Origin of the sequence: Actinoplanes sp. NBC_00393 (assembly GCF_036053395.1) — a bacterium.
Lineage (GTDB): Bacteria > Actinomycetota > Actinomycetes > Mycobacteriales > Micromonosporaceae > Actinoplanes.
Genome location: NZ_CP107942.1, coordinates 5,232,651 through 5,247,279, shown reverse-complemented (window position 1 = coordinate 5,247,279; position 14,629 = coordinate 5,232,651). Strand labels below are relative to the sequence as shown.

Here is a 14,629-nt window from a genome sequence, read left to right as displayed (position 1 = left end):
TGCAGCGCTGCACAGAAGCGGACGTTCATGTCGCGTTCACTCGGTCGGCACCTCGCCTGAGTGGAAGCCACATCTGCGCTGCTTAGCGTCCGGTCAGCCCGTCACCGAGTGCGGTGACGTGAGACCGAGGAGATCCACAATGTCCGACAAGATTCGCCGTTTCCTGCCGGTGCTGGGACACAGCGGCGGCAGCCGGGACGCGATGACCTGTCTTTACCGCTGTGGCAACGCGTGTGACCACCCAGTTCCGAACAAGTCCGACAACCCGTACCTCGGCGACATCGTCCACGCCGAGATGAGCCGCCGTGGCGTGGTCCGCGCCGGCGCGGTCGGCGCGATGGTGCTCGGCTTCGGTGGCGCTGCGGCAGCGGCCGCGGGGCCCGCTGCGGCCGCCCCCGTTGAGGCCGCGCCGGTCGGTGAGGCGCTGCTGGGCGCCAGCCACTGGCAGAAGGCCGGCAAGCTGAGCTTCGAGGCCGTCGAGCCGAACACGCTGGACGCCGTCACCATCCCGGCCGGCTACCGGACCGAGGTCGTGATCCGCTGGGGTGACCCGGTGGTGGCCGGCGCCCCCGCCTTCAACCTCGCCAAGCAGACCGGCAAGACCCAGTCGAAGCAGTTCGGCTACAACAACGACTTCGTCGGTGTGATCCCGCTGCCCGGCTCCAAGAACCGGGCGCTGCTCGTGGTCAACCACGAGTACACCAACGAGAACCTGATGTTCCCGAACTTCGTCAGCCAGGACGCGCTCACCCTCGACCAGGTGGAGGCGGCCATCGCGGCGCACGGCCTGTCCGTGGTCGAGATCGAGCGGGTCGGGCGTACCGGGCAGTGGGTGCCCGTCAAGGGCCGTCGCCTGGCCTACAACCGCCGGATCACCGCGCTGGAGACCGAGTTCAAGCTCACCGGCCCGGCGGCCGGCACGGCGGCCCTGAAGACCGCGCTCGACCCGCGCGGCACCACGGTCATCGGCACCCTGAACAACTGCGCCGGCGGCGTCACCCCGTGGGGCACCGTGCTCTCCGGCGAGGAGAACTTCAACCAGTACTTCGTCGGCGGCGACGGCGTCCCGGCGGCCGACAAGCCGAAGCTCAACCGCTACGGCATCAACACCACCACCCGCTACCCGAGCGACTCCCGCAAGTGGGACCGCGCGCAGGAGCGGTTCGACCTGGCCAAGCACCCCAACGAGGCGAACCGGTTCGGCTGGATCGTCGAGGTCGACCCGCTCAACCCGGACGCCCCGCCGCGCAAGCACACCGCGCTGGGCCGGTTCAAGCACGAGGGCGCGAACGTCATCGTGGCCCGCAGCGGGCACGTGGTCGCGTACATGGGCGACGACGAGCGGTTCGACTACCTGTACAAGTTCGTCTCGGACAAGAAGTACATCGACAGCGACTCGCCGTGGGCGCGCAAGCACAACCTCTCGCTCCTCGAGTCGGGCACCCTGTACGTCGCCCGGGTCACCGGCGACAGCCCGGCCACCGAGATCGACGGCACCGGCAAGCTCCCGGCCGACGGCAAGTTCGACGGCAAGGGCGTCTGGATCAAGCTGGTCTCCGGCAACAAGTCGTACGTGCCCGGCATGACGGCCGCCGACGTGCTGACCTTCACCCGGCTCGCCGGTGACGCGGTCCTCGCCACCAAGATGGACCGGCCGGAGGACGTGCAGCCGAGCCTGCGCACCGGCAAGATCTACGCGGCGATGACCAACAACACCAACCGCGGTGTCGGCACGAACGCGCCGGCCGACGAGGCCAACCCGCGCAACGCCAACAAGCACGGCCACATCTTCGAGATCGTCGAGGACCGGGGCGACCACACCGGTGACTCGTTCCGGTGGTCGCTGCCGATCGTCTGCGGCGACCCGAAGGCGGCCGACACCTACTTCGGTGGGTACGACAAGGACGCCGTCTCGCCGATCTCCTGCCCGGACAACGTCGCCTTCGACAGCGCCGGCAACCTCTGGATCTCGACCGACGGCAACGCGCTGGGCACCAACGACGGCCTGTTCGCCACCCCGATCGAGGGCAGGGAGCGGGGCCACCTCAAGCAGTTCCTCACCGTGCCCAAGGGCGCCGAGACCTGCGGCCCGTTCATCACCGACGACGACCGGTCGGTCTTCGTCGCGGTCCAGCACCCCGGCGAGCTCAGCGGCGCGTCGGTGGAGAAGCCCGCGTCGGTCTGGCCGGACGGCGACTACGCCAAGCCGGGCGTGATCGTGACGTGGCGTACCGATGGTCGCCCGGTCGGTAGCTGACCCTTCTCTCTCCAGGAACGGCCGCGGCGTCACGCCGCGGCCGTTCTCCGTCGGCTCCCACCCGACCTCGTTCTGATGAATTCGCTCACCAATCCGATCCGTAGCGGCCTGATCTGCGTGCAATCAATTGCCGAGGCGAGCCTCCGGAGGTGACAGGTGACCGAAGTGCTGACCACGAACCGACCGAGAACCAGCAGGGTGACGGTCGCGGTCGCCCCGCCGCCTGCCCACCGGTTCGTCCGTTTCCTGCCCGCGGCGCTGTCCGGGGCGACCATGCTCGGCATCTCCCTGGTCCAGGCCGGCCGGCCCGCGCTGAGCTGGGACGAGGTGACCTCCGCCGAGGTGTCCCAGCGGACCGTCCCGCAGATCTGGGAGATGGTCCAGAACATCGACGCCGTCTTCGGCTTCTACTACGTCTTCCTGCACTACTGGAGCGCGCTGGCCGGAACCTCCGAGCTGATGCTGCGACTGCCGTCGATCCTCGCCATGGCGGCCGGCGTGGCGGTCACGGCCGAACTGGGCCGGCGGCTGTTCACACCGATGATCGGGCTCACCGCGGGGCTGATCCTGAGCGTGCTGCCGAACACCTCCCGATATGCGGCTGAGGCTCGCCCGTACGCCTTCGCCTGCTTCTTCGCGATGCTCGCTGTGCTGTTCCTGGTCGTGGCGGTGCGCCGCGGTGGCGCGTACCGATGGGCCGGTTATGGCCTGAGCGTGGTCCTGCTCGGCCTCTTCCACCTGGTGGCCCTGACCACCCTGGCCGCGCACGCCGTCCTGGTCGGCCTCTTCGTGCGGCACACGCGGCGCCGCCGCGTCGCCATGGTCTGGACCGGCACCATCCTCGCCGCGATGGTCCCGCTGCTGCCGGTCGCCTACCTCGGCCTGCACCAGGAGGACACCCAGCTGCACTGGGTGCAGCCGATCACCGTGGCCGGCATCCGTGCGATGCCCGGCGAGATCGTCGGCTCCCGGGATGCGGCCTGGCTGCTGATCGGCATCGCCGTCCTCGCCTCCTGGCGGCCGTTGCGCCGGCTGGCCCCGACCGCGGTCCTGGCGCTCGGCCCACTCGCCGTGCTCGCCGTGGTGTCCGCCCTGATCTCGCCGATGTGGGTGGCCCGCTACCTCCTCGTCGTCCTCGCCCCGCTGGCGATCCTCGCCGCGGTGGCCCTGGCCGGTGGCCGCCGGCACCGGGCCGGAGCGGTACGGATCGTCGCCGTCCTCCTGCTGCTCGCCGCCGTCGTGATGCCCGCCCAGCGCGCCGTCCGGACGCCCAGCGCGAAGAACGGCCCCGACTACCGGGCCGCCGCGCGGATCATCGGCGACCGGCAGCAGCCCGGCGACGTGGTCGTCTACACGCCCGAGAACCGGGCCATCCGCGCCGGCATGGACTACTACCTGAGCCGGCTGCCCGCCCAGCCGGCCGACCCGCTGATCCGGGTGCCGTCCGCCGCATCAGCCCGGCTGATCGCCGAGGAGTACCCGGACGACGCCGTACGCGTGACCGGCACCCGCCGGATCTGGCTGGTCCTCGGCGACCAGCGCGACGACCCGGTCACCGCCCGGCCCACCCTGCGCGAACTCCTCGACCGCGAATACCGGCGGGTCGGCTTCTGGCAGCCGAAGCGGGCGACCCTGGCGCTCTACGAACGGACTCGGGCAAGCTGACGCTCATGAAAGTCCTGCTGCCCGACACCGTTGAACTCGACCCGCGACTCCCGGCCGGCACCACCGCGGTCGTCTACGACGTGCGCCGGCCCGTACCGGACGAGCACACCGACGCCGAAGTCCTGGTGGTGTGGGGCAACCCGGCGGACACGCTCAGCGACGCGGCCACCCGGCTCAAGAGCCTGCGCTGGGTGCAGACCCTGGCCGCCGGACCGGACGCGGTGCTGGCCGCCGGCTTCGCGCCCGACGTGCTGATCACTGCCGGTCTTGGCTTGCACGACCGTACCGTCGCCGAACACACCCTCGCCCTCGCCCTGGCCGCCGCCCGCCGGCTCAACCTGCTGATCCGCGCCCAGATCGGGCACCGCTGGGCGACCGAACTCGGCGGGCTCCAGCCGGTCCACGAGGCCGGCGCGTTCCGCACCCTGCGCGACGCCAAGGTGGTCATCTGGGGCTTCGGCGGGATCGCCGCCACGCTCGCGCCGCTGCTCACGGCCCTCGGCGCGCAGGTCACCGGGGTCGCACGGCAGGCCGGCACCCGGCACGGCTACCCGGTCGTCACCGAGGAGGCCTTCCCGGAACTGCTGCCGCACACCGACCTGCTGATCTCCATCCTGCCCGCCACCCCGGCCACCGAGCGCGCCCTCAACGCCGGCGTGCTGGCCCAGCTGCAGCCACACGCTTGGGTGATCAATGTCGGTCGCGGCAGCACCCTCGACGAGGTAGCCCTGCTCAACGCCATCCGCTCCGGCCGCCTCGCCGGCGCCGCCCTCGACGTCTTCGACACCGAGCCGCTGCCCCCGAACTCGCCCCTCTGGGACGAACCCAACATCATCATCAGCCCGCACGCGGCCGGCGGCCGCCCGGTCGGCGCCGCCGACCTGATCACCGCGAACCTGCAGGCATTCCAGGAGGGGCGCCCGCTGCGCAACATCGTCGAATAGCGGGGGTACGGGCTACGCACAGGTCTTGCCCTACGACGCGACGCAGCCTCGACGTCGCGGCCCTCAACGCGCCCGCCGGGCTTAAGCAATCCCCCCAGCCCCGCCGCCCCCTCCCGCCCCGCCGCTCCCTCCCGCCCCGCCGCTCCCTCCCGCCCCGCCCGCTCCCTCCCGCCCCGCCGCTCCCTCCGGCCCCGCCGCTCCCTCCAGCCCGCCGCTCCCTCCTGCTCCGCCGCCCCCTCCAGCCCGCCGACCGCTCGTGCCCTCCGGCCCCGCCGACCGCTCGTGCCCTCCGGCCCCGCCGACCCCTTCTGCCCGCCGACCCCGCCTGCCCGAATTGCCCGGCTGGCGCTCAGCGTCATTCCCCGCCCCCGCAAACAGCCGTGACCGCCAGCCGGTTCGCCTTGGCTGGCGCTGAGGGCTGTTTCCCGGCCGCGCAAACAGCCGTGAGAGCCAGCTGGGATCGCCCGGCTGGCGGTGAGGGTCGTTTCTCGGGCGTGGAAGCAGCCGTGGGGGTCAGCTGGTTTGCCCGGCTGGCGGTGAGGGTTGTTTCCCGGGCCCGGAAGCAGCCGTGACAGTCAGCCGGGTTGCCCGGCAGATGGGCCGACTGGCCGGATGCGGCAGTGGCGGCGACGTTCTGCCGGTTGCGGATCATCATGGCGGCCGTAGCTCCCAGCCGGGTGGTCTATATGGCCGGTTCTTGGGGGTGGGCTGGGAGATGCGGCTGTCTCCGGCGGCTTGAAGGGTGCGCAGCTCCCAGCCGGATGATCGAAAAGCTCGAAGAAGTGGGCTCGGCTGTGTCTTACGGCTGTCGCCCGCACTCATCCCCTGCGGCTGAGTGGTCAAACAGGCCGAAATGGCGGTCTCGGCCGCGCGGTAGCGCTGTCACCCCGCCGGCCGCCGGCCGCCGGCCCGGGAAGCCCGCTGGCCCGGGCAGCCCGCTCGCCCGGCAGCCCGGCAGCCCGGAAGCCCGGTGGCCCGGGCAGCCCGCTGGCCCGGCAGCCCGGCAGCCCGGCAGCCCGGTGGCCCGGTGGCCCGGTGGCTCGCTGGCCCGGTGGCCGGGCAGCTCGGCAGGTCGCAGACCCGGTGGCTTGGCCGGGCCTGGTGGTTCGGTTGGCCAGGGGTGAGAGGGTGCGTGGGGCTTGCGTTGCTAGCGGGTGGTGGAGCGGGCGCGGACGTGCAGGCGTTCGCCCTGGGGGCCGAAGATGTTGATGATCTCGGCGGGTTCCGAGCCAGGGTTGAGGACCAGGTGGGGGAGCCGGGTGTCGAACTCGGCCGCCTCGCCGGGGGTCAGCGTGATGTCGTGCTCGCCGAGCAGCAGGCGCACTCGGCCGGACAGGACGTAGAGCCACTCGTACCCCTCATGGGTCTTCTGTTCCAGGTCGCAGCCGGCCGGGTCGGGCGGCAGGATCTGCTTGAAGGCCTGCAGGCCGCCGGGCCGGCGGGTGAGTGGGATGTACGTGCGGCCGCCGCGCTCGATCGGCCGGGCCCGCACCCGTGGATCGCCGGTCTCCGGGGCGTCGACGAGCTCGTCGAGCGTGACCTGGTAGGCCTCGGCGAGCGGCAGCAGCAGCTCGAGCGTGGGTTTGCGGGTTCCGGACTCCAAGCGGGACAGGGTGCTCACCGAGATGCCGGTGCTCTCGGACAGCTGGGTGAGGGTCATGTCGCGCTGCTGGCGCAGTTCGCGCAGTCGCGGGCCGACGGTGGTGAGCGCTTTTGCCATAACAGCAACTTTAGTTGCTGCTTCGCGGAACGCTGGGGCACGGTGGGCGGGAACGACGCGGCACGGAAGGGGAGAGGCTGTGGAGCAGCAGACGTACGACGTGGTGGTTATCGGTGGCGGCGCCGCCGGACTGAGTGGGGCGCTGGCCCTGGCCCGCTCGCGGCGGTCGGTGCTCGTGGTCGACAGCGGGGAACCCCGCAACGCCCCGGCCGCGCACATGCAGAACGTGCTCGGGCACGACGGCAAGTCGCCGGCCGAGCTGTACGCCGCCGGGCGCGCCGAGATCGCCGGCTACGGCGCGGAGCTGCTGGACGGGCGGGCCGAGTCCGCGGTCCGGGACGGCGACGTGTTCCGGGTGAGCCTCGACGGGGGCCGGGAGGTTCGTGGCCGGCGGCTGCTGGTGACGACCGGACTGGTCGACGAGCTGCCGGACGTTCCGGGTCTGGCCGGGCGGTGGGGCCGGGACGTGGCGCACTGCCCGTACTGCCACGGCTGGGAACTGCGTGACCAGCGGATCGGCGTCCTGGCGACCGGGCCGCTGAGCCTGCATCAGGTGCAGATGTGGCGGCAGATCAGCCCGAACGTTCTGTTCCTGCTCAACGGGCAGGCGGCGCCGGGCGTCGAGCAGTCCGAGGAGCTCGCCGCCCGCGCGGTTCCGCTGGTGGCCGGCCGGATCGCCTCGGTGGAGGTGAGCGGCGACCGGCTGACCGGGGTACGGCTGGAGTCCGGCGAGGTGGTGGCCCTGGACGCGATCGCCGCCGGGCCGCGGTTCGTGGCGCGGTCCGCGGTGCTGGAGTCGCTCGGCCTCAAAGCGGTCGACTTCGAGATGAACGGGTTCGCGCTGGGCAGTCACATCCCGGCCGACCCGATGGGCGCCACCTCGGTCCCCGGGGTCTGGGTGGCCGGGAACGTCACCAACCTGGGCGCGACCGTCGCGGTGGCGGCCGCGGGCGGGCAGACGGCGGGTGCGGCGATCAACATGGACCTGATCGCCGAGGACACCCGGCTGGCGGTGGCCGAGTACCGGCACCGGATCGCCACCATCTTCGAGGAGGACGCCTGGGAGGAGCGGTACCGCAGCAAGTCTGCGGTGTGGAGCGGCAAACCGAACCCGCAGCTCGTGGCCTCGGCCTCCGATCTCGCTGCCGGTCGTGCGCTGGACGTCGGCTGCGGTGAAGGCGCCGACGCGGTCTGGCTGGCGCAGCGAGGCTGGCAGGTGACCGCGGTGGACATCTCGACGGTCGCGCTGGGCCGCGCCGCCGGGCACGCCGCCGAGGCCGGGCTGGCCGAACAGATCACCTTCCGGCACGCTGATCTGCGACGCGAAGCTCCGGAGCAGCGCTCGTACGATCTGGTGTCCGCGCAGTTCATGCACCTGCCGCCGGAGGCGCGCCAGGAGCTCTACGCCCACCTGGCCGGCGCGGTCGCCGTCGGCGGCACCCTGCTGATCGTCGGTCACCACCCGTCGGACCTGGTCAGCGGGGTCGGCCGGATGCACTTTCCGGACATGCTGTTCACGGCCGAGGAGATCGCGGAGTCGCTGCCCGCGGCCGAGTGGGAGATCGTCGCGGCTGAGGCGCGGCCACGCCCGTTCAAGGACCCGGACGGCCGCCCGATCACCATCCACGACGCTGTCCTACAGGCCCGCCGCCGCGCGTGACCCCGGCCCGCGCTGGCCGGCAGCCACACAGCCGGCTGACGGTCAGCGCCCCTTCAACGGCCGCGAAGCGACGCTGCCGGTCAGCCCGAGCCCCGGGCTGACCGGCACCGCTGCTTCAACGGCCGGGAAGGAACGCTGGGGGTCAGCTGGAGGGGTCGGGCTGACCGGGAGTGCTGCTTCAACGGCCGGGAAGGAACGCTGGGGGTCAGCTGGAGGGGTCCGGCTGACCGGGAGTGCTGCCTCAACGGCCGGGAAGGAACGCTGGGGGTCAGCTGGAGGGGTCGGGCTGACCGGGAGTGCTGCTTCGGCGGGTGGGAAGGGACGTTGGGGGTCAGCCGAGGGCTGGGTGGCGGAGTGGGATAGCAGGGTTCGGCGGGTGATATGGGGGAATTGCCCGCGCGGCCCCGATCGCCTTGCTGGAATGGGCTCATGCGGCCGGATGATGCTGAAGGACCCACCGGCCCGGGGGATGACGCCCGGGCCGCGCTCGCGGCCTGGCGTGACGGGATCGCTGACCCCGGCGCGGCCAACCGCCTCATCAACCTGCCGCGTGGCGGCGCCGACCTGGTCGAGATCGTCGGCCCGGACCCGGCCGGCGTCCTCGAGGCGCTGAGCCAGGGGCGGGACTGCACGCTCGGCGCCGGCGGGAAGGGCAAGCAGCGCCCGGCGCTGCGGACCGAGTTGCCGGACGACGTGCTGCATCCGCTGCTGCGCAGGCTGCGCCGGCACGCCCAGCAGGAGCAGGCCGACCGCGGGGTCGATGTTCTGCACCTGGCGATCGGTCTGTTGCACTGGCAGGACGAGGACGGCACCGGGTACGCCAGCCCGCTCCTGCTCGTCCCGGTGGAGCTGGTGGCGCTCGGCCCCGGCGACGTTCCGCGGCTGCGGGCCGGCTCGGGCGACCCGGTGTTCAACCCGGCTCTCCGGGCCCGGCTGCGGCGCGCCGGCGTCGAACTGCCGCAGGTCGACGGAGCCCTGGCCGCGGTGCGCGGTGCGAGGCCCGGCGAAGAAGCGGCGCGCGATAAGGCGGCCGGCGAGAGCGCGGCGCGTGAGAACGTGGCCGGCGGGACAGGCGTGCGGGCCGCAGTGGACGCGGCGATTGCGGGACGGCCCGGCTGGCGGACCGCGGATGTCGTGGTGCTGGCGCGGCTGGATCCGGCGACCGAGGCGATCCGGGAGGATCTGCTGGTCAACGAGGACCGGATGGTTGCGCACCCGGTGGTCCGGGCGCTCGCCGCCGCCGATGGCACGGCCGGCGCCTTCAGCTTCGAGCCGGTCACCCCCGACGAGATCGATGTGCTCGCGCCGCCGGATGACACGCCGCTGGTGCTCGACGCCGACGCGGAGCAGCGCGCCTGCGTGGCGGCCGCCCTGGACGGCCGGAGCTTCGTGATCGACGGCCCGCCCGGCACCGGCAAGTCGCAGACCGTGGCCAACATGATCGGCGCGCTGGCGCACGGCGGGAAGCGGGTCCTGTTCGTCTCCGAGAAGGCGAATGCGCTCGACACCGTTCAGCAGCGGCTTGCGGCCGTGGGGCTCGGGAACTACCTGCTCGACCTGCACGGCGCGAAGTCCTCCCGCAAGCAGGTGGCCGCCGCGCTGGCCGCGGCCCTGGAAGCGGTGCCGCTGCCGGGACCCGGGATGGACGAGACCGACCGGCAGATGCTGCGGGAGCGGCGGGAGCAGCTCAACGCGTACGCCCAGGCCGTTGCCGAGATCAGGGAACCGCTCAGCCGCAGCCTGCATGACGTGCTCGGGGATCTGGCCCGGCTGGCGGAGGTGCCGCAGGCACCGGCGCCGGGGCTGCAGACCGCGGCCCTGACCTCGGACGCGATGGAGCGGATCCGTGCGGCGAGTGAGCGCCTCGCCCAGGCCTGGCGGCCGGCCACCGAGCGCAGTGGTTTCCGCTGGCGGGAGGTGGTGGAGCGGGAGTCGCTCGACGACGCGCTGTTCCTGGCTCAGCTCACCCTGGAGGATCTCGCCGAGGCCGGCGCGCCGAACGCCGACCTGGCCGCCGCGTTCCATCTGCGGCTGCCCGCCGACGCGCCGGCCCTCGACGAGATCACCGCGCACGCCGCCCGGCGCCCGGACGGCGTACCGGACAGCTGGCTGACCGCGCCGACGCTGCGGCCGGTCCGGCTGGCCGCCGAGGAGCTTGCCGAGCATGTCAAGGCGGTGGGCCGGGCTGTCGACCACGTGCGCACCCGGATCGGCGTCCCGTTCGAGGCCCTGGCCGCCCCGCTGGAGTCGGAGAGCATCCCGGAGCTGCCGCGGCTCGACCCGCCCGCGGTCCGCCTGGAGGCGCTCACCGCGGCCGAGGCGAAGGCGCTGGCCGGCCGGTTCGCCGCGGACGCCGACGAGCTCGAGCACCAGCAGCGCAACCTGGACCGGGTGACCACCCGGCTCGGCCTGCCCGACGTGATCACCTTCTCCGACGTGGAGCTGGTGAACCTGATCGCCGACCTCGGTGGCCGGCCGGACAAGCCGGAGCCGGCCTGGTTCGCACCGGGCGCGCAGAGCGCCGTGCACAACGCCGCGGCCTCGCTGCGCCGGCACGTGGAGGCGGTGGCCGTCGCGCGTGAGCAGGCGCAGGAGGTCTTCACCGACGCGGTGCTGCACGAGCCGGTCGAGGAGCTGGCCGAACGGTTCGCGACGGTGCACCGCGGGGCGCGCAAGCTGCTGGCCCCGCACCGCCGGGACAAGGAGACCGTGGCCGGGCTGACCGCGCCGGACGTGGCGGTCGAGGACGCGATCGCCAACCTGACGCTGGCGGTGGCCTGGCGGCGGGCGTACGAGGGACTGCTCGCCGCCGAGCGACAGCACGCCGGGACGCTCGGGCACTACTGGAAGCGGCTCGACACCGACTTCCGGGCGATCGGCCGGGCCCTGCAGACCGTCGACGAGGCGCTGCGGGTCACCCCGCCGGAGGCGCTGCCGGCGGTGGTCGAGTACGTCAGCACCCGGCATCCCGACGAGCGGCTGCTGCACGCGGTCACCGAGGCCCGCGACGTGTTCCGGCACTGGCGGTCCACGCTGGCCCCGGAACCCGACCCGGCGGCCCGCCCGGAACTCGGCCAGGGCAGCGTGCACGCCGCTGTCGCCTGGATGCGCGCCCAGCTCGGCCCGCTGCGTGCGGTCGCCGCGCTGCTACAGCAGCTGGACGACGCGCTGGGCCGGCAGTTGAACGCCGCCGAGGCCACGAACGTGCTGGCCGCCCGGCGCGCCGCGATCGACGCCGAGGAGGCGTTCGCCGCTGCCGCCCCGACGTACGAGTCCCTGCTCGGCCCGCTCTACCGGGGCCGGGCCACCGACCAGCGGGCCCTGGGCGACGCGATCGACTGGGCGGCACAGGCCCGCACGCTGCGCACCGGCACCGAGGCCGCGTTCAGCAACGAGCAGGCGCAGACCCTGGTCGCCGGCCGCAGCGCCCCCGACCTGGCCCCGCTCATCGACGCCTGGCAGGACGCCCGGGAACGGATCATCGAGGCGTTCGGCCCGGCCCGCCAGGTCCGGCTGGCCACCGCGCTGGACCGCTACGAGACCGCCCGTGACCTGCTGCGGGATCTGCGCGACGACGCCGGCGGGCAGCAGGAGTGGTTCGACTATCTGGCCGCGCGGGAGGCGCTCGCCGAGTTCGGTCTGGACACCGTCGTCGACTACTGCGCCGACCATGTCGTCGACGCCCGGCGGGTGGGTGACGTGATCGCGCGGGCCGCGTACCGGGCCTGGGTGGACGAGGTGATCGCCGAGGACGAGCGGTTGCAGCCGCTGGCCGCGGCCGAGCGCAACGAGCTGATCGAGGAGTTCCGCCGACTCGACGCCGATCTGCTCCAGGACGCCGCGGCGAGCGTGATCGAGGCGGTCAACACCCGCCGCCCCGCGGTCACCGCGGACGGCGGGCCCGGTCTGATCCGGGCCGAGGGCCTCAAGCAGTCCGGGCATCTGCCGGTCCGCGAGCTGCTCGCCGGGGCCTGGGAGACAGTGGCCGCGCTGAAGCCGTGCTTCGTGATGCCGCCGGCCGCGGTCAGCCGGCTGTTGCCCGCCGAGGCCCGGTTCGACGTGGTGATCATCGACGAGGCGTCCCGGATGACCCCGGCCGCCGCGGTGGCCTGTGCCTACCGGGGCACCTCGCTGATCGTGGCCGGCGACGACGCGCAGCTGCCGCCGGCCGGTGACCAGCCGTCGGTGCTGGTGGTGGCGAACGACTGCGGCGCGTTCACCCGCCTCGGCCTGACCTGGCACTACCGCAGCCGGCACGAGAGCCTGATCGAGTTCGCCAACCAGGCGTTCTACCAGGACCGGCTGATCACCTTCCCGGGTGCGCACCCGGTCGGCCCGGACATCGGCGTCGAGCTGTTCTCCGCGGACTCCGAGGCGGAACTCGTGGCCGCCCGGGTGCTGCACCACTTCAGCACCCGGCCGAACCTCTCGCTCGGCGTGGTCACCCTGACCGCCGGGCAGGCGGACACCGTCGCCGACGCCGTCGAGGTGGCCCTGGCCGGCCGCCCCGATCTGGAGCGGTTCCTGGGTGACTTCTTCGTCCGGTGCGCCGAGGCGGCCCAGGGCGACGAACGCGACGTGGTGATCCTGTCCACCGGCGCCGACCTGGCTGCGGCCGGTGGTCCGACCGGGGCGCGCCGGCTCAACGTGGCGATCACCCGGGCCCGGCAGCGGGTCGAGGTGGTCACCGGGATCCCGGCCGGTCAGCGCGAGGAACCCGCCGCCGAGGGCGAGCGCCGGCTGGCTGCGTACCTCGATCACGCGGAACGCGCCGCCGATGCCGGCGGCGGACCGCATGATCCGGCAACCTCTTTCGAGGACTGTGTCCTGCAGACCGTGACGGGCTGGGGTTACGAGGTGAACGCCCAGGTCGGCGCGGGTCGATGCCGCATCGAGGTCGGGGTACGCCAACCCGGCCGCGAAACCGGCCCCTACGTGCTCGGCATCCGGTGTGACGGCCCGGTTTACCAACTGTCGCCGGTGGCCCGCGACCGCGACCGGGTGCACGACCAGGTCCTGCACGGGCTCGGCTGGCACCTGCACCGGGTGTGGAGCGTCGCCTGGCACCACGACCGGGCCGAGGAGGAGTCCCGCCTGCGGGTGGCGATCGAGAACGCGCTGGCCACCCCGGACGTCTTCGCCGCACCGGACGAGGAGGTGCTCTCCGCCCGCCCGGCGCAGCCCCCGGAGTGGGCCCTGCCGTACGAGCGGGCCGAGGTGGACCCGCTGCCGGAGTCGGCGCGGGTCAACGACGCCGTGGTCCGCGACCTGCTGGTCCGCACGGTCGCCCGGATCGCCGAGGTGGAGGGCCCGGTGCACGTCGCGACGGTGATCCAGCGGATCCGCGAGGCGTGGGAGATCAGCCGGGTGACGCCGCCGATCCGCGGCGCGATCGAGGACGCGATCCGGGCCAGCGGCGCCGGTTTCGACGGCGCCTTCGTGACCGCGCCCGGCTCGCCGATGACGGCGGTACGCGTGCCCGGCGACGGGGTGACCCGCAAACCGGAGCAGGTCGCCGACGCCGAGTTGCAGCTGGCCCTGGAGTACCTGGTGCTCGACGCGGGCCTGGTGGAGAGCGAGGACCTGCTGGCGGCGGCCGGCCGGCTGTTCGGGTGGAGCGGCAACAGGGCCGGGGCGAGCCGTCTCGCCGGGATGCTGGACGACCTGGTGTCGGTGGGCCGGCTGATCGCGCACCGCAACGGCCTGATCGCCGCGCCGGTCGACGACGACCTGCTGGACCTGCCCGACCCGGTGACCCTGCCGCACCGCGACGACGCCGGGGTCCGCCGGCCGGAGGCTCAGCGGGCGTAGTCGGCGTGCGGGACGGCGACCCGCCACAGTTCGTCGCGCACCCGGCGGCAGTGCGCGATGATCGCCCGGTCCCGGGTCTCCGCGCCGCCGGCGAACGAGCCGTCCACGGCGAACAGGTTGAACACCACCCGTTCGTCGTCGAAGAGCCAGAAGTCGTCGGCGGCCACCGGCAGGCCGTTCACCCGGTCCCGCCCCAGCCAGCGGATGTCCTCGCCGGCCTCGATGTTCAGCGAGGAGATGGCGAGCAGCCAGCGGGTGTAGTCGCCGTGCGGCACGGAGACCACCCGCAGCCGTTGCACCCGGCGGCCCTCCGCGGTGGCCTCGCGGATCAGGTCGAGCCAGGGTCTCGTCCAGGCGAAGTCGTCCGGTTCGCCGGCCAGGAACCGGCGCAGCGGCTCGGACTCCTCCGGCAGGTCGTACTGCTCGGCGACCTCCAGGTGGAACGCCGAGCGTTCGAACGTGTGGAACATTTCCTTGTACTCACCGTTCAGCAGCAGCCGCATATCGGCCTCCCCGCACCAAGAACACACCGCGTATCACGATGGTCACTCAGGGTGCGGAAGGTCCAGTCG

The 14,629-nt window shown here is 73.0% G+C and carries 7 protein-coding genes; 5 read left to right on the top strand and 2 right to left on the bottom strand.

Annotated features, from left to right (window positions below; all coding sequences use genetic code 11):
* The first annotated feature begins 139 nt into the window (after positions 1-139).
* The 3 genes from OHA21_RS24500 to OHA21_RS24490 all read left to right on the top strand — a co-directional run bounded on the left by OHA21_RS24500 (position 140) and on the right by OHA21_RS24490 (position 4,866).
* Positions 140-2,257, top strand: a complete 2,118-nt coding sequence (locus OHA21_RS24500) for a PhoX family protein (protein WP_328477438.1) — start codon at positions 140-142, stop codon at positions 2,255-2,257.
* A gap of 156 nt (positions 2,258-2,413) precedes the next feature.
* On the top strand, positions 2,414-3,922 hold the full coding sequence (locus tag OHA21_RS24495; RefSeq protein WP_328477436.1) for a glycosyltransferase family 39 protein: 1,509 nt from the start codon (positions 2,414-2,416) through the stop codon (positions 3,920-3,922).
* A 5-nt stretch (positions 3,923-3,927) separates the two neighbouring features.
* A complete protein-coding gene (locus OHA21_RS24490) occupies positions 3,928-4,866 on the top strand; it encodes a phosphoglycerate dehydrogenase (RefSeq protein ID WP_328477434.1) in 939 nt (312 codons plus the stop codon).
* 1,147 nt (positions 4,867-6,013) lie between these two features.
* Here OHA21_RS24490 and OHA21_RS24485 read toward each other — a convergent pair.
* A complete protein-coding gene (locus tag OHA21_RS24485; protein WP_328477432.1) occupies positions 6,014-6,586 on the bottom strand; it encodes a helix-turn-helix domain-containing protein in 573 nt (190 codons plus the stop codon).
* 79 nt (positions 6,587-6,665) lie between these two features.
* Here OHA21_RS24485 and OHA21_RS24480 point away from each other — a divergent pair, with 79 nt between their 5' ends.
* Both OHA21_RS24480 and OHA21_RS24475 read left to right on the top strand, forming a co-directional pair.
* A complete protein-coding gene (locus OHA21_RS24480) occupies positions 6,666-8,246 on the top strand; it encodes a bifunctional NAD(P)/FAD-dependent oxidoreductase/class I SAM-dependent methyltransferase (RefSeq protein ID WP_328477430.1) in 1,581 nt (526 codons plus the stop codon).
* 429 nt (positions 8,247-8,675) lie between these two features.
* A complete protein-coding gene (locus OHA21_RS24475; protein ID WP_328477428.1) occupies positions 8,676-14,057 on the top strand; it encodes a DUF3320 domain-containing protein in 5,382 nt (1,793 codons plus the stop codon).
* Here the strand turns inward: OHA21_RS24475 and OHA21_RS24470 are convergent.
* Positions 14,045-14,560 (bottom strand): DUF6879 family protein, encoded by a 516-nt coding sequence (locus tag OHA21_RS24470; RefSeq protein WP_328477426.1) that lies wholly within the window; start codon positions 14,558-14,560, stop codon positions 14,045-14,047. The genes OHA21_RS24475 and OHA21_RS24470 overlap by 13 nt on opposite strands.
* Positions 14,561-14,629: the final 69 nt, after the last annotated feature.

Coding starts and splice junctions, on each gene's coding strand:
- OHA21_RS24490 (WP_328477434.1), top strand. CDS start 3,928: ATGAAAGTCCTGCTGCCCGACACCGTTGAACTCGACCCGCGACTCCCG.
- OHA21_RS24470 (WP_328477426.1), bottom strand. CDS start 14,560: ATGCGGCTGCTGCTGAACGGTGAGTACAAGGAAATGTTCCACACGTTC.
- OHA21_RS24475 (WP_328477428.1), top strand. CDS start 8,676: ATGCGGCCGGATGATGCTGAAGGACCCACCGGCCCGGGGGATGACGCC.
- OHA21_RS24500 (WP_328477438.1), top strand. CDS start 140: ATGTCCGACAAGATTCGCCGTTTCCTGCCGGTGCTGGGACACAGCGGC.
- OHA21_RS24485 (WP_328477432.1), bottom strand. CDS start 6,586: ATGGCAAAAGCGCTCACCACCGTCGGCCCGCGACTGCGCGAACTGCGC.